This window comes from Erwinia billingiae Eb661, assembly GCF_000196615.1.
Classification (GTDB): Bacteria; Pseudomonadota; Gammaproteobacteria; order Enterobacterales; family Enterobacteriaceae; genus Erwinia; species Erwinia billingiae.
Genome location: NC_014306.1, coordinates 2,664,229 through 2,687,705, shown reverse-complemented (window position 1 = coordinate 2,687,705; position 23,477 = coordinate 2,664,229). Strand labels below are relative to the sequence as shown.

The window sequence follows — 23,477 nt, the reverse complement described above, 5'->3', positions numbered from 1 at the left end:
CTCTTTTTCCCCGCGCAGATAATTCTGGGTATCATGCTGCGACATTTATCCGCCAACGCCGGAGCCGTTTTGACCGATCCAACCCCGCTGAATCCCTACCCAATTTATGATCTACACAGCCACACCCGTGCTTCCGATGGGCTGCTTACGCCTGAAGAGCTGGTATTGCGGGCGGTAGAGCATCGCGTTGGCGTGCTGGCAATTACCGACCACGACACCATTGACGGTGTGCAGCCCGCGCGTGAGGCGATTGCTAAGCATCAGCTGCCACTGAAGTTAATGGCCGGGGTGGAAGTCTCGACGCTGTGGGAAAACCACGAGATTCATATTGTCGGCCTGGGCGTCGATTGCGCCAGCCCGATCCTGACCGAATTTCTACAGCAGCAAACCGAACGCCGCATGGCGAGAGCCGAACTGATTGCTGAGCGTTTAGAGAAAGCACATATCCCCGATGCGCTGGCCGGCGCGCTGGCGCTGGCAGAAGGTGGCGCCATCACCCGTGGACACTTTGCCCGCTTCCTGATTGCGCAGGGCAAGGCCGATAATATGGCGCAGGTTTTCAAAAACTACCTGGCCCGCGGCAAAACCGGTTACGCTCCGCCACAGTGGTGTACAATTAAACAAGCCATTGATGCCATTCATCATTCTGGCGGGCGCACCGTACTGGCCCATCCAGGTCGATACGGGCTTTCTGCCAAGTGGCTGAAGCGACTGATCGCTCACTTCAGTGAAGAGGGCGGCGATGCGATGGAAGTGGCTCAGTGTCAGCAGGCGCCGAACGAGCGCACGCAGCTGGCACGTTATGCACAGGATTATCAACTCGCGGCCTCGCAAGGCTCTGATTTCCATCAGCCTTGCCCGTGGATCGAGTTGGGAAAAAAATTATGGCTTCCGGGTGGCGTCGAAGCAGTCTGGCTTCGCTTCCCGGAAATCGCACCCGAGTGATCTCTCTGCGGTGCGTCAGATAAGAGGTTAGTTATGAGTCAATTTTTCTATATTCATCCGGAAAACCCGCAGCCAAGACTGATTAAGCAGGCCGTTGAGTTACTGAATAAAGGCAGCGTGATTGTCTACCCGACGGATTCGGGGTATGCGCTGGGATGTAAGCTGGAAGATAAAAGTGCGATGGAACGGATTTGTAAGATCAGGAAGCTGGATGGTAACCACAACTTCACGCTGGTTTGCCGCGACCTGTCTGAGTTATCGACCTATGCGCATGTGGACAACACCGCTTTCAGGCTGATCAAAAACAATACGCCAGGCAACTACACCTTCATTCTGAAGGCGACCAAAGAGGTGCCACGCCGTTTAATGAACGACAAGCGTAAGACGATTGGACTGCGTGTACCGTCGAATCCGATTGCGCTGGCGCTGCTGGAAGCACTGAATGAGCCGATGATGTCGACGTCGTTGATGTTACCCGGTAATGACTTTACCGAGTCGGATCCGGAAGCCATTCAGGACAGCATTGGTAAGCTGGTGGATTTGATTATTCACGGCGGCTATCTTGGGCAGCATCCCACCACGGTGATCGACCTTACCGAAAATACGCCAGAAGTTGTGCGTGAGGGTGTCGGCGACGTCCAGCCGTTCTTATAATATTAGCGGGCTCACCAAAGGAATTATTCTTCGGTGGGCCCGGATTTAATAAGCTTCATTTAATCGTCCGTTAAATGTGTGAATCCATCTTATTTGCGTTAAGTCGTCGACTTGGTCAGCCAGTCCTTAAAGTCTTCATACGGAATATAAAGCGAGACATCCTTAAGAGGAACTGCTGAATTCTTGTGGCGTTTTATCTCTTTGGTGAAGCCAACGATCACACCGCCAATGGTGTCATCGTGATTATAAACGGCACCGCCTGACATCCCTTTTACCACGCCCGCATTCGAAACCATCGCCACGCATGGGCGTTTATTCCATTCATTACGAATACCAGTCAGGGCCAGATTTACCCCAGACGATTCCACCGGCATGGCGCTAATAAAGCTGTAGCCGTACATCTTTACCGGGTCGCCAATTTCGCCATTACGGAATTTGGGTAAGGATTTAAGATCGTTCTTATGATAAATAATCGCGAGGTCGCAATAGGGATGGTAGGCCTTTACTTTTTCTACAGAAAGCTTCGCCACGTGGGCCGCGGTGAGACTGTACTCAGGGGTGATGGGGATGCTGGTGCCAAGCGCGCCGATGCCCAGGATGGTGGGGATCCCGGTAAAGTTCATATCGACACGTTTCATGGCTTCACTGCTGTACTCATATTTACCGACAGAGCAGCCGGTCAGCATTAGCACAGCTAATGCCGGAAGGGTCATTATAGTTTTCATGATGATCACACTTAGTCGGACACGTCAGTAAATCCCTGGTGAAGATAGATGACGTGTAATGCCGATGCTGACACAAGTTCAGCGTATTTTTTTGAGGAGTCGGGCTCCTCTTTTATTAATAAACTAGCAATAAGTCTTATGTTTTAAATTTTACGTACTTAAACTAAATTATAATATTTATTTAACAATCCAGTTAATTCATTACCGAATTGCTTCAGTGAATTCTACACAAACTTATTAATGCCGCAAATATAATAAATGCACGGCAGAGTTAAAAATAGTGATGATCAAGATTTAACTCAACCTTCTATATAATTGGTCTGAATATTTTGATTTAACCTGACTTATATCAAGGTGCATTTTAATTACGACAGAACAATCTGCTATTGTTGCATTTAAAAGTGGTGTTAACAGCTATCGATACTTTTAAAGCTGGTTGAGTCAGCTACATGATGGTCTATTTGGCTTTATCTTCATGCGAAAACGAGCGCTGGCGGGCGTTAAGGCTTAATGACAAGGATCATTATTATCGGCGAAATCCATCTAATATTATTTAACAGGTTAGTAACATTGGTTATTTTTTCCAATGAAATCATTAGCGTGACAGCGGGTTTGTGGCAAGCCTCTGTTAAGTCAGACAAATGAGTCTGTCCGGCGGTAATGGCTGATTGCGTTGTCGCCGCGACGGTAAAACGGCCTGTTTCGTTGCGGTGAAACTGATGTATCTGCGAGGGTGTTGAAACACGCGCATACCGTTATCAATAGAAGTCAACTTAGTGTAGAATGCGCTTCCCCTGAAAAAGGGCAGAGGATCGGTGGTGTGCATCGCGCAGGGCGCGGCACAGCAACCTCTGCTGCTGTCACGGGCCACTTGAATAGCATGACGCCTGGGAAGGCGACACAGAGGTTAGCGCCATGAGCGAAAAATTACAGAAAGTATTAGCACGCGCCGGACACGGTTCCCGCCGCGAAATTGAAACCATGATTTCTGCCGGACGCGTCAGCGTGGACGGCAAACTCGCCACGCTGGGTGACCGCGTGGACTCCAGCCCTTCTATTAAGATCCGCGTTGATGGCCATCTGGTCTCCGTAGCAGAATCCACCGCAGAAGTTTGTCGTGTACTGGCGTACTACAAGCCAGAAGGCGAGCTTTGCACGCGTAACGATCCTGAAGGGCGTCCTACCGTATTTGACCGTTTACCCAAACTGCGCGGCGCGCGCTGGATTGCCGTTGGCCGTCTGGATGTGAACACCTGCGGTCTGCTGCTGTTTACCACTGATGGTGAACTGGCCAACCGTCTGATGCACCCAAGCCGTGAAGTTGAAAGGGAATATGCCGTGCGCGTATTCGGCGCCATTGATGATGATAAAATCCGTCAGCTGAGCCGTGGCGTTCAGCTGGAAGATGGCCCGGCCTCTTTCAAAACCCTGAAATTCACCGGCGGTGAAGGCATCAACCAGTGGTACACCGTGACCCTGACCGAAGGCCGTAACCGCGAAGTGCGTCGTCTGTGGGAATCCGTCGGCGTGCAGGTTAGCCGTCTGATCCGTACCCGTTACGGCGACATCCAGTTACCGAAAGGCTTGCCACGTGGCGGCTGGACTGAGCTGGAGCTGGCTCCAACCAACTATCTGCGTGAACTGGTCGACTTGCCGCCAGAAATCACCAGTAAAGTTGCGGTAGAAAAAGATCGCCGTCGCACCAAAGCCAACCAGATCCGCCGTGCGGTTAAGCGCCACTCGCAGGTTGCGCCGGGTAGCCGTCGCCCTTCGGGCAAAGCATCCGGTAAAGCGGCTGCGGCTAAACCCGCAGGCAAATCTTCAGCGCGTACCTCAGGCAAACCGTCCGCTAAACGGGGTTAAACGCCGGTAACCTGACCTGAAGAAAAAGCCCCCTGATGTTTTGCATCAGGGGGCTTTTTATTTGCTAGCAGGCTCAACACTCGCTACCAGTCAATGCCTTGCTGAGCCTGAATGCCGGCATCAAAAGCATGCCTCGTCGGTCGCATCTCGGTAATGGTATCTGCAAGATCCAGAATGTCACGGTGACAACCTCTGCCAGTGATAATCACGCTTTGATGGGCAGGGCGATTAGTCAGCGCGGTGAGGACCTCTTCCAGCGGCAGGTAATCAAAACTGACCATATAGGTCAGCTCATCCAGCACCACCAAATCCAACGTCTCATCTTGCAGCATGCGCTTGCCGTGCTGCCAGACCTGCAAACAGGCTGCTGTATCGGTTTCGCGGTTCTGGGTGTCCCAGGTAAAGCCAGTGGCCATCACCTGAAACTCGACGCCATGCGGCTCCAGCAGATTCCGCTCGCCGTTAGGCCATTCGCCTTTAATGAACTGGATCACACCCGCGCGCTTCTGGTGGCCAACCGCACGTGTGGCGGTGCCAAATGCTGCAGTCGTTTTGCCTTTGCCGTTTCCGGTAAAGACCATCAAAATGCCGCGCACTTCCGTCGCTGAGGCGATACGCGCATCGACTTTCTCTTTCAACTTTTGCTGGCGCTGCTGGTGCCGATCTTCTGTCATTATTCAGCCGCTCCGGGTTTACGTCCGGGTTGAGCATCGTAGCTGATCCCGGTTTTACGCTTGCTGTCATCGCCCATCAAGAACAGATACAGCGGCATGATATCAGCCGGCGTTTTCAGCTTGTTGGCATCTTCTTCCGGGAAGGCACTGGCGCGCATTTTGGTGCGCGTGCCGCCAGGATTGATGCAGTTAACCCGCAAATGTTTGCTGTCATATTCGTCAGCCAGCACCTGCATCATGCCTTCAGTGGCGAATTTCGACACGGAGTAAGCTCCCCAACCGGCGCGGCCCTGGCGTCCCACGCTGGACGTGGTAAACACCAGCGAGGCGCAAGAGGATTTAAGCAGCAACGGCAGCAGCGCCTGGGTCAGAAAGAAAGTGGCATCAATGTTGACGCGCATCACCTGCTGCCAGACCTGAGGATCCTGCTTTTCCATGGACACAATATCGCCCAGCAGGCCGGCATTGTGCAGCACACCATCGAGGCGCGGCACATGTTGCGCCACCTCTGCGGCCAACTGCTGGCAACGCGCGGGAGAAGCCTGCTCTAAATCCAGAATAAACCACTGCGGCGCCGGTTTACCGGTCGCCGCAATGTCATCGGCCACGGCCTGCAGTTTCTCTGCATTACGGCCCAGCAGGACGACCTCAGCACCATAACGTGCATAGGTCACGGCGGCCTCGCGGCCAATTCCATCGCTGGCTCCGGTGACCAGAATGATTCGGCCAGTGAGCAGGTTGTCTTTAGGTTGATAGTACACGTTGAATTCCTCTGGCGGTGGTGATGGATCGCGCTGGCAGCTTCGCTGCTAAGCCATTGCCCGCAATAGATAATGTGCTTTATGCCCTAAATTGGTGAGCAGTTCAATCTTCAATAAGGGTAAAAGCGTGCGGCAGGAAGGGGATTCGGGCGACTCCTGGCCGTGACTCGGCTACAATAGCTGCTGATCTAATACGATGTTAAATAAGGCGGAATGAGTGGATTTACTCTCTTATTATGGGCTTTTTCTGGCCAAAACGGTCACCGTAGTGGTTGCTATCGCAGCAATTGCCATTCTGATCACTAACCTGGCGATGCGCAAGCGTGCACAGGGCGGGCAGTTAAAGCTGACTCACCTGGGTGAAAACTACCAGGAAATGAAAGATGACATGATGCTGGCAAAAATGAAGCATCAGGATCAAAAACTGTGGCACAAAGAGCAAAAGAAGAAGGATAAACAGGAAGCAAAAGCCGCCAAACAACGGGCGAAGCAGGGCCTGAAAAGCGAGAGTACTAAGCCTACGCTGTACGTGCTGGATTTCAAAGGCAGCATGGATGCCCATGAAGTCAGCTCGCTGCGTGAAGAAGTCTCTGCCGTAATGGCGGTGGCGAAACCGCAGGACGAAGTGCTGCTGCGTCTGGAAAGCCCGGGCGGCGTTGTACATGGTTACGGTCTGGCGTCTTCACAGCTTCAGCGCCTGCGGGATAAAGGTATTCGCCTGACCGTCGCCGTAGACAAAGTTGCCGCCAGCGGTGGTTATATGATGGCGTGTGTGGCCGATCGTATCGTTGCGGCGCCATTCTCCATTGTCGGTTCGATTGGGGTGGTGGCGCAAATCCCTAACTTCAATCGCTTACTGAAGCGCAATGAAATTGATGTAGAGCTGCACACGGCTGGCGAGTACAAGCGCACGCTGACGTTGTTTGGTGAGAACACGGAACAGGGGCGTGAGAAATTCCGTGAAGATCTGAATGAAACGCATCTGCTGTTCAAACAGTTTGTGCATCAGATGCGTCCTTCACTGGATATCGACAGCGTTGCCACCGGCGAACACTGGTTCGGTACTCAGGCACTGGAGAAAGGGCTGGTTGATGCCATCGGCACCAGTGATGATTTGATTATCGATCAGATGGCCAATCATGAGGTGATTTCCGTTCGGTTCACCCGTCGTAAGAAAATGATCGACCGTTTTACCCAGAGTGCCGCCGGTAGCGCAGAACGTCTGCTGCTGCGTCTCTGGCAGCGTGGTGAAAAACCCCTGCTGTAAAAGACACTGCGCCCGCTCAGCGGGCGCGGTTACGCGATCCGGTACAGGGGAGAGAGCTCAACCGCCAGATACTTGAACACGTTAAACACCACCGTACTTTTCTCGCCAGGTAATCCCTGTTCATCTAAAAAGTAGTCGCCGCGAAATATCAGCACGTCCCCTTTCTGTTCCACATCGGTCGCCACTAATCCTGGGAAGACATCCTTATGCCCGGCAATCAGCTCATTGGCAATCACCAGCAGGGCGGGACGATCTATCGTCTGGGTCTGATTCACGTTTTCTCTCCTTTATAGTAGGCGTGTGCGTAAGAGTATATTACGTCCGCGCTTAACAATTCCACAGGCTTTATAGGTGTATGCGCCAGCCGACTCTTTTTAGCCGACTTTCTGGCGTAAATCGCGGGCAGATGCTAATTAAGTTGCGTATCGAATTTTATCAGGTACAGTGTGGGCGTTTCGGGTTCCGGGCGTAAAACTAGCTTTACGCAATGTTTGAAATGCACAGAACAGGTTGTAAAAAGTGTCGTTAATCAGCAGGTTGGCTTCTTAAGCAGGGAGCATCAACAGAGCAGAAAGCGTCGGGTTGAAAATTATTTCCCCGGTCGCCATATCGTTAACGCGTCTCGCTTGCTCTGGCAAACGGCACATTTTACTCTCGGATGTTTTAATCAGGTAAAGGTAAATATGGGCAAAGCTCTCGTAATAGTTGAGTCCCCGGCAAAAGCCAAAACGATCAATAAATATCTTGGAAATGACTACGTGGTGAAGTCCAGCGTCGGTCATATCCGGGATTTGCCGACCAGTGGATCAACAGTTAAAAAGAGCGCTGACTCTACAACCAGTAAACCAGCAAAAAAAGTCAAAAAGGACGAGAAAGCGGCGCTTGTCAGCCGCATGGGCGTCGATCCTTTTCATGGTTGGGAAGCGGATTACCAAATCCTTCCTGGCAAAGAGAAAGTGGTTGCAGAGCTGAAGGCTCTGGCCGAAAACGCTGACCACATCTATCTCGCAACGGACCTTGACCGCGAAGGGGAAGCCATTGCCTGGCACCTGCGGGAAGTGATCGGTGGCGATGACTCACGCTTCAGCCGCGTGGTGTTTAACGAAATCACCAAGAATGCGATTCGTCAGGCGTTTGAAAAGCCGGGTGAACTGAATATTGACCGTGTGAATGCGCAACAGGCACGCCGGTTTATGGACCGCGTAGTGGGCTATATGGTTTCCCCGCTGCTGTGGAAAAAAATTGCCCGTGGACTGTCTGCTGGCCGCGTCCAGTCTGTGGCCGTGCGTCTGGTGGTTGAGCGTGAGCGCGAAATTAAAGCGTTCACCCCAGAAGAATACTGGGAACTGCACGCCGACCTGAACACGCCGAAAGGCACCGGTCTGCCGATGGAAGTCACGCATCAGCATGACAAGCCATTCCGCCCGGTCAACGGCGAGCAGACCCATGCTGCGGTTAGTCTGCTGGAAAAAGCCCGCTATGTGGTGGCCGATCGTGAAGATAAGCCAACCAGCAGCAAGCCAGGCGCGCCGTTTATCACCTCCACGCTGCAACAGGCGGCAAGTACCCGTTTGGGTTACGGCGTGAAGAAAACCATGATGATGGCACAACGCTTGTATGAAGCGGGTCACATCACTTACATGCGTACTGACTCAACGAATTTGAGCCAGGATGCGGTCAGCATGGTTCGCGGCTACATTGAAACTGAGTTTGGCGCGAAGTACCTGCCGAAAGCCGCCAATGTGTACAGCAGCAAAGAAAACTCGCAGGAAGCGCACGAAGCGATTCGTCCTTCTGATGTGGCTATTCAGTCCGAGCAGTTGAAGGATATGGAAGCCGATGCGCAGAAATTATATCAGCTGATCTGGCGCCAGTTTGTCGCCTGTCAGATGATGCCAGCGCAGTATGACTCCACCACGCTGACCGTGGCGGCTGGAGACTTCAAACTGAAGGCCAAAGGCCGTACGCTGCGTTTTGATGGCTGGACGGCGGTGATGCCTGCGCTGCGTAAAGGCGATGAAGACCGGACCTTACCACCGGTTGAAGTGGGCGAAGAGCTGAAGCTGCAACAGCTGAAGCCAAGTCAGCACTTCACCAAGCCACCGGCTCGCTTCAGCGAAGCGTCGCTGGTGCGCGAGCTGGAAAAACGCGGTATCGGTCGTCCTTCTACCTATGCGTCGATTATCTCGACCATTCAGGATCGTGGTTACGTCCGCGTTGAGAGCCGTCGTTTCTATGCGGAGAAAATGGGTGAAATCGTTACCGATCGTCTGGAAGCTAACTTCCGCGAGCTGATGAACTACGATTTTACCGCGCATATGGAAGACAACCTCGATAAGGTTGCGAATAACGAAGCGCAGTGGAAAGGCGTGCTGGATCAGTTCTTTGCTGACTTCAGCCAGCAGCTGGAAAAAGCGGATAAGGATCCTGAAGAGGGTGGCATGCAGCCGAACCAGATGATCCTGACCTCGATTGACTGCCCGACCTGTAACCGCAAAATGGGTATCCGTACCGCAAGTACCGGTGTGTTCCTCGGTTGTTCAGGTTATGCATTACCACCAAAAGAGCGTTGTAAGCAGACCATCAACTTAATCCCTGAGAATGAAGTGCTGAATATTCTTGAGGGTGATGATGCTGAAACCAACGCGCTGCGTGCCCGTCATCGTTGCCAGAAGTGTGGCACTGCGATGGACAGCTACCTGATCGACAACCAGCGTAAGCTGCACGTCTGTGGTAACAACCCAGGCTGTGATGGTTATGAGATCGAACAGGGTGAATTCCGCATCAAGGGCTACGATGGCCCGATTGTTGAGTGCGAAAAATGTGGTTCTGAAATGCACCTGAAAATGGGACGTTTCGGTAAGTACATGGCCTGTACCAACGAGGAATGCAAAAACACCCGTAAGATCCTGCGTAATGGCGATGTTGCGCCACCGAAAGAAGATCCGGTGCCGTTGCCAGAGCTGACCTGTGAGAAGTCAGATGCGTATTTCGTGCTGCGTGACGGTGCTGCTGGCGTGTTCCTGGCAGCCAACACCTTCCCGAAATCACGCGAAACACGTGCGCCGCTGGTGGAAGAGCTGCAACGCTTCCGCGATCGTCTGCCTGAAAAACTGAGCTATCTGGCCGATGCGCCGGTCAGCGATGAAGAAGGCAACAAAGCGGTCGTGCGTTTCAGCCGTAAAACCAAACAGCAGTACGTCAGTACCGAGAAAGACGGTAAGGCGACGGGTTGGTCAGCGTTTTACGTTGATGGCAAATGGGAAGTCGCCAGCAAAGCGACCGCGACCAAAGCCGCTCCGGTTAAAGCTGCCGCCAATAAAGCCACGGCCACCAAAGCCACTGCGAAAAAAGCGGCGAAGAAGTAATCTGATGGGCCAGCGCCAGCTGGCCCTTTCTTCCTCCACTGCGCCTTGCTGAGCTATACATCTCCCCTGATTTTGTTATAGTTGTTATAGATATCCCTTTCCTTATTATAAAATCGCATTAGACCGGACTCCCCACTGCTGCAGCGATGTTTTCACCGCTTTCTGCATGGACTTCGGCGCGTAGCTTCAAACCTCAGATGGAATGAAAAATGAAATTGCAGCAGCTGCGTTACATTGTTGAAGTGGTCAATCACAACCTGAACGTCTCCTCCACCGCAGAAGGGCTCTATACCTCTCAACCGGGCATCAGTAAGCAGGTGCGCATGCTGGAGGATGAGCTGGGGATCCAGATTTTTGCCCGCAGTGGCAAACACCTGACTCAGGTGACGCCGGCAGGGCAAGAAATTATCCGCATCGCCCGTGAAGTGCTGTCTAAAGTCGATGCCATTAAGTCGGTCGCCGGTGAGCATACCTGGCCTGATAAAGGTTCGCTGTATGTAGCCACCACGCACACCCAGGCACGCTATGCGCTGCCTAACGTGATTAAAGGTTTTATTGAACGCTATCCTCGCGTGTCGCTGCATATGCATCAGGGCTCGCCAACGCAGATTGCTGAAGCCGTTTCTAAAGGCAACGCGGACTTTGCGATTGCCACAGAAGCGCTGCATTTGTACGACGATTTGATCATGCTCCCTTGCTATCACTGGAACCGGGCGATAGTCGTTACCCCCGATCATCCGTTGGCGGGTAAGGCCAAAGTATCGATTGAAGAACTTGCAGAATACCCATTAGTCACCTATACGTTCGGATTTACGGGCCGTTCAGAACTGGACACTGCCTTTAACCGTGCAGGGCTGACGCCACGGATAGTCTTTACTGCCACCGATGCGGATGTGATTAAAACCTATGTACGCCTGGGACTGGGTGTTGGAGTGATTGCGAGCATGGCGGTCGATCCGGTTTCCGATCCTGACCTGGTAAGGATTGAAGCAACTGATGTATTTAGCTTCAGTACGACCAAAATCGGTTTCCGCCGCAGCACCTTCCTGCGCAGCTATATGTATGACTTTATCCAACGATTCGCACCGCACCTGACGCGCGATGTGGTTGATACTTCAGTAGGTTTACGCTCCAATGAAGACATTGAAGCGATGTTTAAAGACATTAAACTTCCTGCAAGATAATTTCCCCCGTGAATATTAGTGTTATGTCAAGGGCCGCTCATGCGGCCCTTTTTATTTCAATGGACCTTTAAATTGCTCTTAACGATTAACCCTTTTTATTCTTTTTACGTAAATGAAACATGTATCACATGTTTTCTGATTGTTATTCATTAAATGAGAATTGGTACACACTTTTGGTCGACGGACTTTGCGTCTGTCTAGGATGATTCTCATACTCTTGTTATAGAACAGCGGAGAAGGGCGGTTCTTAAGGGAAGGTAAAGAAAACTCTAGTTTTAAATGGATCTGAAAGCTGATGAGATCAATGTTATTTGGGTTAAGGCGTAATTAATTGACTTAAGTTTGATTAATCACAAAGGATATAGTTTTTCTTGTTTGATAAATGCCATTAATCGTTTTGTTCAATAAAAATTACTGGATTTCGCTCAGAATAATGTTTAGGATTCATCCTAATTTCTGATTGGTTCAAACAATCGTTTTCAATGAGAGTGATTATCAAAAACTATGAACACTAAATTAACAGTACAACCCGTTTTCGGTCATAAGACCATGAAAGTTCAGCGTAGCGCTAACATGAAACGCAAAGCCTGGCTGGCAGTATTCGCTGGTTCAGCGGTGTTTTGGATTGCAGCTGCATTCATGATTTGGCGTGTGTGGGGTTAACTATGCATCTTCAGACTTGCAATCAGAAGTCACAGCAAACCAGCAAGATGAAAGAGCGCTTTTGCAAAGGCAAATCTTCCGATGAAGTCATTGTTCCAGAGTCATGGGGCCTGAGTGAATTGCAGCGCAGTTTTATAGATTCAATGATCGACAAGAAAACCAAATAATAATAAGCGTCTAATTCTTTCTTCGGCCAGTTGGCTGAAAATTATAATACAAATAGTTACCTACGTTGCAATTGGCCACCTAATCTGGCCGGGCACTTTACTGCCTGAATGATGGGAAAACCATCAAAAAAACGGTGAAATCATTCGCATTTAGCAATGGTTTATATGAAGTACGTTTTTAAGGTCGCAGAGACCTGGGGAGTGCAAATGAATTTAACTCAAATGACCTGGTTCAGTACCTGGACTTTTTCCGCCTTATTCTGGACAAGCGCCGTCTGGGCAGGATTATTGATGCATCTTTAATGCATACATAAACAAACGAATTTATATAGAAACGCCTCACTGGCTAGTACAGTGGGGCGTTTTTGTTTTTACCGGTTGTTTCCAATGTTGTCGTTTCGTGTTGTTATCAAAACGTTACCTTTCGTTTGTACTATCTTTAAATCAGACCCTGTAATAACTCAGGTTATGATTTGAGTTGAAAAAAGGAGGAGTAATGTCGTCGACCCTACATAATAAAGCCAGGACAACACTGGACGTTAAAGGCCAACGTTATAGCTACTACAGTCTGCCCCGCGCCGCGGAGCAACTGGGTGACCTGACACGTTTGCCTAAATCCCTGAAAGTCCTGATGGAAAACCTGCTTCGTTGGCAGGATGAAGACTCAGTCACTGAAGCCGATATCGTGGCGCTGGCCGGCTGGCTAAAACAGGCGCATGCCGATCGTGAAATTGCTTATCGTCCGGCGCGGGTGCTGATGCAGGACTTTACCGGCGTGCCGGCAGTCGTCGATCTGGCGGCGATGCGCGAGGCGGTTAAACGGCTGGGTGGCGATGTTGCCAAGGTGAATCCGTTATCGCCCGTCGATCTGGTGATTGACCACTCGGTCACCGTGGATCGCTTTGGTGACGACGATGCGTTTGAAGAAAACGTCCGGCTGGAGATGGAACGTAACCATGAGCGTTACGTTTTCTTACGCTGGGGGCAGAAAGCCTTTAATAAATTTAGCGTGGTTCCGCCAGGCACCGGAATTTGCCATCAGGTCAATCTGGAATATCTCGGCAAAGCGGTATGGCATGAGCAGCAAGATGGTGAAGAGCTTGCTTATCCAGATACCCTTGTGGGGACCGATTCCCACACCACAATGATCAATGCGCTGGGCGTTCTCGGTTGGGGCGTCGGTGGGATTGAGGCCGAAGCCGCAATGCTCGGCCAACCGGTCTCGATGCTGATCCCGGACGTGGTCGGCTTTAAGCTTACCGGCAAACTTAAACCCGGCATCACCGCCACTGACTTAGTGCTGACCGTTACGCAAATGCTGCGTAAACATGGGGTGGTAGGCAAATTCGTCGAGTTTTATGGCGACGGGCTGGACGACCTCCCGCTGGCTGACCGCGCGACCATTGCCAATATGGCGCCAGAATACGGTGCAACCTGTGGCTTCTTCCCGGTGGATGCGGTTACGCTGGGATATATGACCCTGACAGGCAGAAGTAGCGAACAGGTCTCGCTGGTTGAAGCCTATGCCAAAGCTCAGGGAATGTGGCGCAATCCTGGCGATGAACCGGTGTTCACCAGCTCGCTGGCGCTGGACATGAATGAAGTCGAAGCCAGTCTGGCCGGACCGAAACGTCCTCAGGATCGTGTGGCGCTGGGCGATGTGCCTAAAGCCTTCCAGGCCAGTAACGAGCTTGAAATCAATCAGTCGCAGAAACAGCACAAGGCCATTACCTATACCGACAGCAAAACCGGCCTGCAGCAAACGTTGAAAGACGGTGCTGTGGTTATCTCCGCCATCACCTCCTGTACCAATACCTCAAACCCAAGCGTATTAATGGCCGCCGGATTACTGGCGAAGAAAGCCGTTTCGCTGGGCCTGAAACGCCAGCCCTGGGCGAAAGCGTCCCTTGCGCCGGGTTCCAAAGTGGTTTCGGATTATCTCGCGACCGCAGGCTTAACAACCTATCTTGATCAGCTCGGTTTTAACCTTGTGGGCTATGGCTGCACCACCTGTATCGGTAACTCAGGCCCGCTGCCTGACGAAGTGGAAACCGCCATTAAACAGGGCGATTTGACCGTTGGCGCCGTATTGTCCGGCAACCGTAACTTCGAAGGTCGTATTCACCCTTATGTGAAAACGAACTGGCTGGCATCACCGCCATTAGTGGTGGCTTATGCGCTCGCCGGTAACATGAATATCAACCTGCAACAGGATCCCATCGGGCAAGATAAGGCCGGTAATCCGGTCTACCTGAAAGATATCTGGCCTTCGCCGGAAGAGATTGCCGAAGCTGTGCAGCTGGTGTCGACCGATATGTTCCATAAAGAGTACGCCGAGGTGTTTGAAGGCACGCCAGAATGGCAGCAAATCAAAGTCAGCGAAGCCGCGACCTATGACTGGGATGAAGGATCGACCTATATTCGCCTGTCACCGTTCTTTGATCATATGGGCAAAGTGCCCGATCCGGTTAAAGACATTAAAGGTGCGCGGATCCTGGCAATGCTGGGCGATTCGGTGACCACTGACCACATCTCTCCTGCGGGCAGTATCAAAGCGGAAAGTCCGGCAGGGCGCTATTTACTCGATCATGGCGTAGAACGTAACGACTTCAACTCCTACGGTTCGCGTCGTGGTAACCATGAAGTGATGATGCGCGGGACCTTCGCGAACATTCGTATTCGCAACGAAATGGTGCCGGGTGTGGAAGGTGGCGTAACCCGATTTGTGCCGGGTGATGAGCAGTTAGCCATTTACGATGCGGCGATGAAATATCAGCAGCAAGGTACGCCTCTGGCCGTCATCGCGGGCAAAGAGTACGGATCCGGCTCAAGTCGTGACTGGGCCGCCAAAGGACCGCGTTTGTTGGGTGTACGCGTGGTGATCTCTGAATCCTTCGAACGTATCCACCGATCCAACCTGATCGGTATGGGGATCCTGCCGCTGGAATTCCCGCAGGGCGTAACCCGTAAAACGTTGGGATTAACCGGCGACGAATGGATTGACGTGGAAAATCTGACGCAGCTTAAGCCTGGCGGGACGGTGAACGTGACGCTGACCTATGCTGATGGCCGCAAGGAAGTGCTGGAAACCCGCTGCCGCATCGATACCGGCAATGAACTGACCTATTACAAAAACGATGGCATTTTGCACTATGTCATCCGTAATATGCTGGACGCGTAGTCATCAAAAGCAATCTGAAATGAAAAAGGGCCGATCTCAGTCGGCCCTTTTTTTGTGCTAATCGCGGCTCAGTCTTTTGACAGCAGATGGCCCATTTTGGCCGCCTTGGTATCCAGATAGTGCGCGTTTTCGGGATTACGCCCGACGATCAGCGGGACGCGTTCAACGATGTTGATCCCGGCTTCGCTGAGGATCTCAACTTTCCGCGGATTATTGGTCAGCAGACGCACTTCGTTCACGCCTAACAGCTTGAACATATCGGCGCACAGGGTGAAGTCGCGTTCATCAGCAGCAAAGCCAAGCTGGTGGTTAGCTTCAACCGTGTCATAGCCTTTATCCTGCAAGGCATAGGCGCGGATCTTGTTTAGCAAACCAATATTGCGTCCTTCCTGACGATGGTAGAGCAGCACGCCCCGTCCTTCTTCGGCGATGTGGTTCAGTGCAGCTTCAAGCTGGAAGCCACAGTCACAGCGCAGGCTGAACAGCGCATCGCCGGTCAGACATTCAGAATGTACGCGAGCAAGTACCGCATCGCTGTTGGTAATATCTCCATAAACCAGTGCCACATGATCGTGACCGGTTGCCAGTTCTTCAAAACCAACCATCAGGAAATCTCCCCATGGCGTGGGCAGTTTGGCTTCTGCTACCCGTTTAAGCTGCATGTGACTCTCCAGAACCATCAAGTGTTGCGCTATCATCATGGTAGCGCGCTGTCAGCAAACTGACACAATTCATAACGCTTATTTTGCCACAATCAGGGCGAAGGCGGTTAACGAGTTAGAGCGATTGTAGTGATACCGCACAATTATCACCTTGTCAGTCAGTATGTTATTATTTTTTATCATAAACTTATCTTGTTTTGATCAAACACCCGGTCCGGTAAAGGATGACTATGAGAGAAATTGCGCTTCGCACCACATTGGGTGCACTGATATTGCTTATTATGCCAGCAGCCGTCTGGCTATCGGGTTGGCACTGGCAACCGGTTGAAATGGGCATCGGTTATAAAATGCTGTTCTGGTTGACCGAAACGGTGACCAGCCCGTGGGGAACGCTGACCAGTGCGGTGCTGTGTGGCTGGTTTTTATGGTGCCTGCGTTTTCGTTTCAAACCGGCACTCCTGTTGCTGGTGATTGTGATTTCGGCCATTCTGGTCGGGCAGTATGCCAAGAGCTTTATAAAGGAGCAGGTGCAGGAGCCTCGTCCTTATGTTCTTTGGCTTGAACACAGTAATGGGCTTGATGAAAAAACGTTCTACGAGCAGAAACGCCCGGAACGCAGCACGTTGGTGCGCAATGCGCTGTTCAACAATACGCAGCTGCCTGACTGGTTAAAGCAACATTGGGAATTCGAGACCGGTTATGCGTTTCCCTCAGGCCATACGATGTTTGCCGCCAGCTGGGCATTGCTGGGGATTGGGCTGCTCTGGCCGCGTCGCCGCATCGTCACGGTGGTGATATTAGTGGCGTGGGCGGTCGGTGTGATGGGCAGTCGACTGGCGCTGGGCATGCATTGGCCACAGGATCTGATTACCGCCACCGCGATCAGCTGGGCGCTGGTCACGCTGGCAACCTGGCTGGTGCAGCGCTATTGCGGACCGTTGACCGTGCCACCGCAGGAAGAGCAGGAAATCCAGCAGCGCGATGCGGAGTGATTGAATTTCTGGCTTTTGTCCCCATAACTGAGGGATGTGCAGGAATTTTTCATGGTCTCCGCGTTTCCAGACGCATCGGACAAGCAACAGCGCTTTTTTTTTGGCATAATTCATCTGGTTAACACCAGACTATGGGATGGACTGTGAAATATTTGCTGATTTTTTTACTGGTATTGGTGATCTTTATCATCTCTATTACGCTTGGGGCGCACAACGATCAGGTTGTTTCATTCAACTACCTGTTAGCGCAGGGTGAATACCGCGTATCCACGCTGCTGGCCGTATTGTTTGCCGCCGGATTCTTACTTGGTTGGGCTATTTGCGGTCTGTTCTGGCTGCGCGTACGTGTTTCACTGGGCCACACTCAGCGTAAATTAAAACGCCTTCAGCAACAGCTGGGGCAGGCAGAAGAGACAGTGACAGTGTCACAAGTCCCTGCCGTTAAGGAATAATCTCTTATGTTGGAACTGCTGTTTCTGTTATTACCTGTTGCCGCCGCCTACGGCTGGTATATGGGGCGCCGTAGCGCGCAACAGGACAAGCAACAGGAAGCAAGCCGCCTGTCACGCGATTATGTGGCGGGCGTTAACTTCCTGCTCTCCAATCAGCAGGACAAAGCGGTCGATCTGTTCCTTGATATGTTGAAAGAGGACAGTGGCACCGTTGAAGCTCACCTGACGTTAGGCAACCTTTTCCGCTCGCGTGGCGAAGTTGACCGCGCTATCCGTATCCACCAGGCATTAATGGAAAGTGCCTCACTCACTTACGATCAGCGCCTGTTAGCGGTACAACAGCTGGGCCGCGACTATATGGCCGCTGGCTTTTACGATCGGGCAGAAGAGATGTTCAGCCAGCTGGTGGATGAAACGGATTTCCGCGTGGGTGCCTTACAACAGCTGTTGATCATCCATCAGGCAACCAGCGACTGGCCTAAAGCGATTGAAGTGGCCGAGCGCCTGGTGAAGCTGGGCAAAGATAAGCAGCGGATGGAAATTGCGCATTTCTATTGCGAACTGGCCTTGCAGGCAATGGGCAGTGACGATCTCGATCGCGCAATGGGCCTGCTGCGGAAGGGTGAGTCAGCCGACCGGCAGAGCGCACGCGTGTCAATCATGATGGGCCGTATCCATATGGCCAAAGGCGAGTATGCCAAAGCCGTTGGCCACCTGCAGCGCGTGCTTGAGCAGGATAAAGAGCTGGTCAGTGAAACGCTGGAAATGCTGGAAACCTGTTATCAGCAACTCGATCAGCCGAATGCCTGGGCAGAGTACCTTAAGCGTTGCGTGGAAGAGAACACCGGAGCGGCGGCAGAGCTGTACCTGTCTGATGTGATTGAACATGACGAGGGCGGGGAAGTGGCTCAGCTGTATATCAATCGTCAGCTTCAGCGCCATCCGACGATGCGGGTGTTCCATCGTTTGATGGATTATCACCTGCATGAAGCGGAAGATGGCAGGGCGAAAGAGAGCCTGATGGTGCTGCGTGACATGGTAGGCGAGCAAATCCGCACCAAGCCCCGTTATCGCTGCCACAAATGTGGCTTCACCGCCCATGCACTTTACTGGCATTGTCCTTCATGCCGTGCCTGGTCTTCGGTAAAACCTATTCGCGGTCTCGACGGCCAGTAACCCGTAATTGGGTCACTGGCCTGTTTTACACCCCAACTTTAGTTACAACATACTAAATAATATTATTAATAAGATACCTGTGACATCGGCGTTGTTTGCTGTCTGACAGGGCAGGCTGACGAAAACTGACGCGCCAACCTGTGATTTTGCCGGTGTCGCAGGTAGAATGCTTGCCGTTTATCTCTTGTGCCAAAGGCGCATCACTCTTAAGAGGGCTCTTCTATGCAATCACTTTCGGTCACCGGTTCCCCCATTCTGGTCGCGCTGGATTATAACGATCGCGCTGCCGCTATGGCTTTTGTGGATCGAATTGACCCACAGAGCTGCCGGTTGAAAGTAGGCAAAGAGATGTTCACCCTTTTCGGACCTGAGCTGGTGAAAGACCTGCACACGCGGGGTTTTGACGTCTTTCTCGACCTGAAATTCCACGACATCCCTAATACTACCGCACACGCCGTTGCGGCGGCCGCAGAGCTGGGTGTCTGGATGGTCAATGTCCATGCCAGCGGCGGAGCGCGGATGATGACCGCCGCGCGTGAGGCGCTTCTGCCTTTTGGCAAAGATGCGCCGCAGCTGATTGCCGTCACCGTGCTGACCAGCATGGAGGCTTCAGACTTGAAAGATATTGGTATCGATGTATCCCCGGCCGACCATGCCGAGCGTTTAGCGCGTCTGACCCAGCAGTGTGGGCTGGACGGTGTGGTGTGCTCAGCGCATGAAGCGGTTCGCTTTAAACAGGCTTTTGGATCAGACTTCAAGCTGGTGACGCCGGGCATTCGTCCTGCAGGCAGCGACGCGGGCGACCAGCGTCGGATCATGACACCACAACAGGCGCAGCAGGCTGGCGTGGATTATATGGTGATCGGGCGTCCAATTACCCAATCGGCCGATCCGCAAGCCACGCTGAAAACCATTCTTGCATCATTACAGGAGGCATAATGGCCGATAATAACAGCCGCCTCGTTTACTCGACGGAGTATGGCCGTATTGATGAGCCGAAGCAGGAAGTCCAGCGGCCTAAGGGCGACGGCATCGTGCGTCTGCAACGGCAAACCAGCGGCAGAAAGGGCAAGGGTGTTTGTCTGATTACCGGGCTGGAGATGAATGATGCAGAAATCGAAAAGCTGGCGGCGGAATTGAAGAAAAAATGTGGATGCGGCGGCTCGGTGAAAGAGGGCGTGATTGAAATACAGGGCGACAAGCGTGACCTGTTAAAAACGTTACTCGAAGCGAAGGGTTTGAAGGTGAAGCTGGCAGGAGGCTGAAGCGACATCGCTGCAGCAATCTCAACTGAGGCCGATCATCTGAAGCCATAATAAAGGCCGCGAATTTCGCGGCCTTTTGCTGTAGATGCATTGCATAGTCTGAATTTATTATGGTTATTATTTGCTGATTTGGTGGCCGATAATACCACCAACAGCGGCACCACCCACGGTGCCCAGTCCGCTACCGTTGGACAGAATATTTCCGCCAATAGCACCAGCACCAGCACCAATTGCCGTATTACGATCGCGTTTAGACCAGTTCGAGCATGCGCTCAGTGAAAGCACCAGAGTTGCGGCTAACACGCCAGCGGTAATACGTTTTGCGGTCATTGACATCATCAATTCTCCTTAATGTCTTTTACAGAGATATCTTTCTCAGTATAGCGTCTGCTTTGCGTTGAAGGCCCAATCCGGGCATATTTATGAGTGGTTTATCTCACTTAAAGGAAATTAACCGCTATAAAAAATGCTGTGCATAGCCCGCAGTTGGAACGCAATTAATCGCTGACAACAGAGCGGATATAGATAGAAGTCTAACTATAACCTCGGGTTCTATTGCCTTTCTGTATTGTATTCACCGCTGATCATCTTCACAGGTAAAAAATCCTAAATGCTTAGACATTTCTGGTCCTAAAACGCATTCCCCTGAACCATCCAGTTTCCGCCATCAAATCGCGCACCCCGTTCCCTGAGATGCATGGCCACTGAAACGCTCTGTTAACGGTCGTTTCGTTGCGCTAACCTGGCATGTTTAACGACCTCATCAACCACCGTCAGCGTCAATACCCGATCGCCCTGATACCAGCGTCCGTTCTGCGGCTTCCAGCCCTCTGCCAGCAGACGTTCGGCAGTGTCACTTATTGGCTGCCCGATCATCGCATCAATCTCTTCAGGTTGCGTCTGCCGTGAGGCGTTCTGCGCCTTGGTTTTATGGATATCGCAGCTCACGCCATCAGTCATCTGCGTACAGCCGCTTGCCTCGAGCTGAGCGCGATATTTAGCACTGATGGCATAGGCTGGCCCGGCAGACATTGCGGTAATCGCCAGGATCAACAGCGCGCGGGAAAGGTAACGGCTTGGGATGTGAGTCATTCTGTACCTCGGTTTATTGCATTCAGTTAATCAGCAATCAGAGACCATGCGCACGGCCATTAGGGCTGTTATGCGCTGATGCCTGGGCATTCTCTGCGCCACGACCCTGATGGCCAATGCTGCCTTTGTTATGGCCCGCTTTGTCGTGGCGGTTACCGGTGTGGCTAATCTGGAAGGCTGAGACGTAAGGAACCGCCACCTGTACGCCGGGCATCGTCGCAGCAAGTTGCGCGGCGGTTGTTACCTGCGTAACGCCGTTGATCGTTACTGAAACCTGCGTTGACGGGTTTAGGGTTGATGCCGCGACGTTGATAGTTGGCACGCGCTGGTTAACTGCAACAGGTGCAACCGGCGTTTTTTGTAATAGTGTCATATAGACATTGATGCGGGTTGGCGTTCGCTGTGGTACCGACTGAGGCACGGCCTGCGGTACTAAAGGCTGCAATTGCGCGATCGGCGTTTGTTGCTGGATCTGCGGAGTAGTCTGAGGCACGGCCTGCGGTACTGAAGGCTGCAATTGAGCGATCGGCGTTTGTTGTTGGATCTGCGGAGTAGTCTGCGGCACCGCTTGCATAACAGCGGGCTGCAACTGAGGCACTGGCGTCCGCTGTGGGGCTTGCGGCACGGCCTGTGGCACGGCCTGCGCAACGGATGGCTGCAACTGAGCAACTGGTGTTTTTTGTTGTATCTGTGGCGTGGCCTGCGGAATTGCCTGCGGAACATTCATCCGCTGTGGTACTGATTGCACCATTGCAACAGGAGTTTTCTGCGGTGTGCGTTGTGGTGAAATCTGCGGCACCTGTGGCTGTTTTGATGGAACTGCGTCAGGAGTTGCGTAGCCTACGCTCTGGGTATTTTTAGCATTGATGTATGAATTGCCAAAATTGTTGTTAATTGAATCAGACAACGCGCCACCTGTTAAACCAGTGAGTGATGGTGATTCTGGTGCCGCAACAGCAGCAAAGGTTGAAACAGTGGCAACAGCCAGGGCGAGCATTTTGATACTGGTTTTCATTTTCAGGTATTCCGTAATTTGGGTTTGTGCGCATTCATGACGGTCAGATTCCCCATTTGACGGTGATAACAGGGCATCAACATCTAACCGAAACTTATTTCACTGCACGGAAAAAGCCCCCTGAAACCTGCCAGGCATTCAGGGGGAAAGCTCACCAGGAATGAAAACGATGGAAACAATGTCGGAATGGAATCGACATGCCATTTCTCGTCGGTGCGCAAATTACGCCGTTTAGGATTGGTTTAAGTTGATATAAATCAATCGCGAGTGGAAACGATTACACTCGTAAACTAATGTCTTATTTTGTAAAGAGAAAAATGTTTACGCACTGTTTTTGATTATTCGTGCGCAGAGGGGATCCCTGTTGTTCACGCATTTACTGGCCTACAGCGAGTTCCTGCCGGGCATCCAGCGAATAGCTCCATACCCAGTCCGTAAGTCGCGGGGGAAAATGGAGAAAATGGGGCTGGAGAAGAAAAATGTTAGAACAGTTAAAACAACAGGTACTGGAAGCCAATCTGGCGCTGCCAAAACACGGTCTGGTGGTCTTTACCTGGGGTAACGTCAGTGCGCTGGATCGCGACAGTGGGCTGATGGTGATTAAACCGTCGGGTGTCAGCTATGACGTTATGCAGCGTGACGATATGGTGGTGGTTAACGTCGCCACGGGGGAGGTGGTTGAAGGCAACAAACGACCTTCGTCTGATACGGATACCCATCGCGCACTTTATCAGGCCTGGCCTGAGGTAGGCAGTATCGTCCATACCCATTCCCGCCATGCGACGATCTGGGCCCAGTCTGGCCGGGATATTCCTGCCTGGGGAACCACCCATGCGGATGATTTCTATGGCGCCATTCCCTGCACCCGACAAATGACGCCTGAAGAGATTCAGACGCGATACGAGTGGGAAACCGGGCAAGTGATTATCGAAACCTTCCAGCAGCGTGAAATCGATCCGCTGGCGGTTCCTGCGGTGCTGGTGAATTCGCATGGGCCATTCTGTTGGGGCAAAACAGCAGATGAGGCCGTTCACTCAGCCGTGGTGTTGGAAGAAGTGGCCTACATGGGGATCTTCAGTCAGCAACTCACGGCCAACCTGCCTGCCATCCAGCAACCACTGCTGGATAATCACTATTTGCGTAAGCACGGCACTAACGCCTGGTATGGTCAGAAAAAATAATTTTATCAGGCCCGTTAACGTAATTCAGGCAAACGTTTTGTCTGAATTACGGTCTGGCAATATTTAGCACTATTTTTCGCTTGACTGCTCATCCTTCCCACCTGTTTTATCTTAAAAATCAAAACCAGATTTTGTGATTACCCGCTCTGGATTACGCTGGAACCGCGCTTAAGCGCTCCCATAACCAGAG

The 23,477-nt window shown here is 51.9% G+C and carries 22 protein-coding genes; 14 read left to right on the top strand and 8 right to left on the bottom strand.

Annotated elements, in window-relative coordinates; genetic code table 11:
- The first annotated feature begins 33 nt into the window (after positions 1 to 33).
- Positions 34 to 945: an RNase RNM gene (rnm, locus tag EBC_RS13640; RefSeq protein ID WP_013202394.1), complete on the top strand. Its 912-nt coding sequence runs from the start codon at positions 34 to 36 to the stop codon at positions 943 to 945.
- Between the two features lie 33 nt (positions 946 to 978).
- Positions 979 to 1,599, top strand: coding sequence for an L-threonylcarbamoyladenylate synthase (locus EBC_RS13635; RefSeq protein ID WP_013202393.1), 621 nt, complete (start codon positions 979 to 981; stop codon positions 1,597 to 1,599).
- A 98-nt stretch (positions 1,600 to 1,697) separates the two neighbouring features.
- On the opposite strand, the gene EBC_RS13630 is transcribed toward EBC_RS13635, so the two are convergent.
- Entirely contained in the window at positions 1,698 to 2,312 is a 615-nt protein-coding gene (locus EBC_RS13630; RefSeq protein WP_013202392.1) for a serine protease family protein, read from the bottom strand.
- A 927-nt stretch (positions 2,313 to 3,239) separates the two neighbouring features.
- On the opposite strand from EBC_RS13630, the gene rluB reads away from it, so the two are divergent.
- Entirely contained in the window at positions 3,240 to 4,187 is a 948-nt protein-coding gene (gene rluB / locus EBC_RS13625; protein WP_013202391.1) for a 23S rRNA pseudouridine(2605) synthase RluB, read from the top strand.
- An 83-nt stretch (positions 4,188 to 4,270) separates the two neighbouring features.
- On the opposite strand, the gene cobO is transcribed toward rluB, so the two are convergent.
- Positions 4,271 to 4,861, bottom strand: a complete 591-nt coding sequence (gene cobO, locus EBC_RS13620; protein ID WP_013202390.1) for a cob(I)yrinic acid a,c-diamide adenosyltransferase — start codon at positions 4,859 to 4,861, stop codon at positions 4,271 to 4,273.
- Positions 4,861 to 5,622 (bottom strand): YciK family oxidoreductase, encoded by a 762-nt coding sequence (locus tag EBC_RS13615; RefSeq protein WP_013202389.1) that lies wholly within the window; start codon positions 5,620 to 5,622, stop codon positions 4,861 to 4,863. Before EBC_RS13615 ends, cobO begins: the two co-directional genes overlap by 1 nt.
- Before the next feature lie 217 nt (positions 5,623 to 5,839).
- On the opposite strand from EBC_RS13615, the gene sohB reads away from it, so the two are divergent.
- Positions 5,840 to 6,889 carry a protease SohB gene (sohB, locus tag EBC_RS13610; RefSeq protein WP_013202388.1) on the top strand — a complete coding sequence of 350 codons (1,050 nt, stop codon included), beginning with the start codon at positions 5,840 to 5,842 and terminating at the stop codon, positions 6,887 to 6,889.
- A 29-nt stretch (positions 6,890 to 6,918) separates the two neighbouring features.
- On the opposite strand, the gene EBC_RS13605 is transcribed toward sohB, so the two are convergent.
- On the bottom strand, positions 6,919 to 7,164 hold the full coding sequence (locus tag EBC_RS13605) for a YciN family protein (protein WP_013202387.1): 246 nt from the start codon (positions 7,162 to 7,164) through the stop codon (positions 6,919 to 6,921).
- Positions 7,165 to 7,572: 408 nt separating this feature from the next.
- Between EBC_RS13605 and topA the strand changes: the two genes are divergently transcribed.
- The 4 genes from topA (at position 7,573) to acnA (ending at position 15,452) form a co-directional block, all read left to right on the top strand.
- Entirely contained in the window at positions 7,573 to 10,257 is a 2,685-nt protein-coding gene (gene topA / locus EBC_RS13600; RefSeq protein WP_013202386.1) for a type I DNA topoisomerase, read from the top strand.
- 209 nt (positions 10,258 to 10,466) lie between these two features.
- Entirely contained in the window at positions 10,467 to 11,441 is a 975-nt protein-coding gene (gene cysB / locus EBC_RS13595) for an HTH-type transcriptional regulator CysB (RefSeq protein WP_013202385.1), read from the top strand.
- Positions 11,442 to 11,945: 504 nt separating this feature from the next.
- Positions 11,946 to 12,104, top strand: coding sequence for a YmiA family putative membrane protein (locus tag EBC_RS25130; RefSeq protein ID WP_013202384.1), 159 nt, complete (start codon positions 11,946 to 11,948; stop codon positions 12,102 to 12,104).
- A 663-nt stretch (positions 12,105 to 12,767) separates the two neighbouring features.
- Positions 12,768 to 15,452: an aconitate hydratase AcnA gene (gene acnA, locus EBC_RS13590; protein ID WP_013202381.1), complete on the top strand. Its 2,685-nt coding sequence runs from the start codon at positions 12,768 to 12,770 to the stop codon at positions 15,450 to 15,452.
- 68 nt (positions 15,453 to 15,520) lie between these two features.
- On the opposite strand, the gene ribA is transcribed toward acnA, so the two are convergent.
- Entirely contained in the window at positions 15,521 to 16,114 is a 594-nt protein-coding gene (gene ribA / locus EBC_RS13585) for a GTP cyclohydrolase II (RefSeq protein ID WP_013202380.1), read from the bottom strand.
- 230 nt (positions 16,115 to 16,344) lie between these two features.
- On the opposite strand from ribA, the gene pgpB reads away from it, so the two are divergent.
- From pgpB to yciH, 5 genes are all read left to right on the top strand, one after another.
- Positions 16,345 to 17,106: a phosphatidylglycerophosphatase B gene (pgpB, locus tag EBC_RS13580; protein WP_013202379.1), complete on the top strand. Its 762-nt coding sequence runs from the start codon at positions 16,345 to 16,347 to the stop codon at positions 17,104 to 17,106.
- A 143-nt stretch (positions 17,107 to 17,249) separates the two neighbouring features.
- A complete protein-coding gene (locus EBC_RS13575) occupies positions 17,250 to 17,558 on the top strand; it encodes a LapA family protein (RefSeq protein WP_013202378.1) in 309 nt (102 codons plus the stop codon).
- Between the two features lie 6 nt (positions 17,559 to 17,564).
- Complete coding sequence (gene lapB / locus EBC_RS13570; protein WP_013202377.1) at positions 17,565 to 18,734, top strand: lipopolysaccharide assembly protein LapB; 1,170 nt, start codon at positions 17,565 to 17,567, stop codon at positions 18,732 to 18,734.
- A 222-nt stretch (positions 18,735 to 18,956) separates the two neighbouring features.
- Positions 18,957 to 19,673: an orotidine-5'-phosphate decarboxylase gene (pyrF, locus tag EBC_RS13565; RefSeq protein ID WP_013202376.1), complete on the top strand. Its 717-nt coding sequence runs from the start codon at positions 18,957 to 18,959 to the stop codon at positions 19,671 to 19,673.
- Positions 19,673 to 19,999, top strand: coding sequence for a stress response translation initiation inhibitor YciH (gene yciH / locus EBC_RS13560; protein ID WP_013202375.1), 327 nt, complete (start codon positions 19,673 to 19,675; stop codon positions 19,997 to 19,999). Before pyrF ends, yciH begins: the two co-directional genes overlap by 1 nt.
- 117 nt (positions 20,000 to 20,116) lie before the next feature.
- Here yciH and osmB read toward each other — a convergent pair whose 3' ends face one another.
- From osmB to EBC_RS13545, 3 genes are all read right to left on the bottom strand, one after another.
- Entirely contained in the window at positions 20,117 to 20,335 is a 219-nt protein-coding gene (osmB, locus tag EBC_RS13555) for an osmotically-inducible lipoprotein OsmB (RefSeq protein ID WP_013202374.1), read from the bottom strand.
- A 381-nt stretch (positions 20,336 to 20,716) separates the two neighbouring features.
- Positions 20,717 to 21,091: a hypothetical protein gene (locus tag EBC_RS26330; protein WP_013202373.1), complete on the bottom strand. Its 375-nt coding sequence runs from the start codon at positions 21,089 to 21,091 to the stop codon at positions 20,717 to 20,719.
- A gap of 37 nt (positions 21,092 to 21,128) precedes the next feature.
- Positions 21,129 to 22,106 (bottom strand): hypothetical protein, encoded by a 978-nt coding sequence (locus tag EBC_RS13545; RefSeq protein WP_013202372.1) that lies wholly within the window; start codon positions 22,104 to 22,106, stop codon positions 21,129 to 21,131.
- 479 nt (positions 22,107 to 22,585) lie between these two features.
- Between EBC_RS13545 and araD the strand changes: the two genes are divergently transcribed.
- A complete protein-coding gene (gene araD / locus EBC_RS13540; protein WP_013202371.1) occupies positions 22,586 to 23,287 on the top strand; it encodes an L-ribulose-5-phosphate 4-epimerase in 702 nt (233 codons plus the stop codon).
- Positions 23,288 to 23,477: the final 190 nt, after the last annotated feature.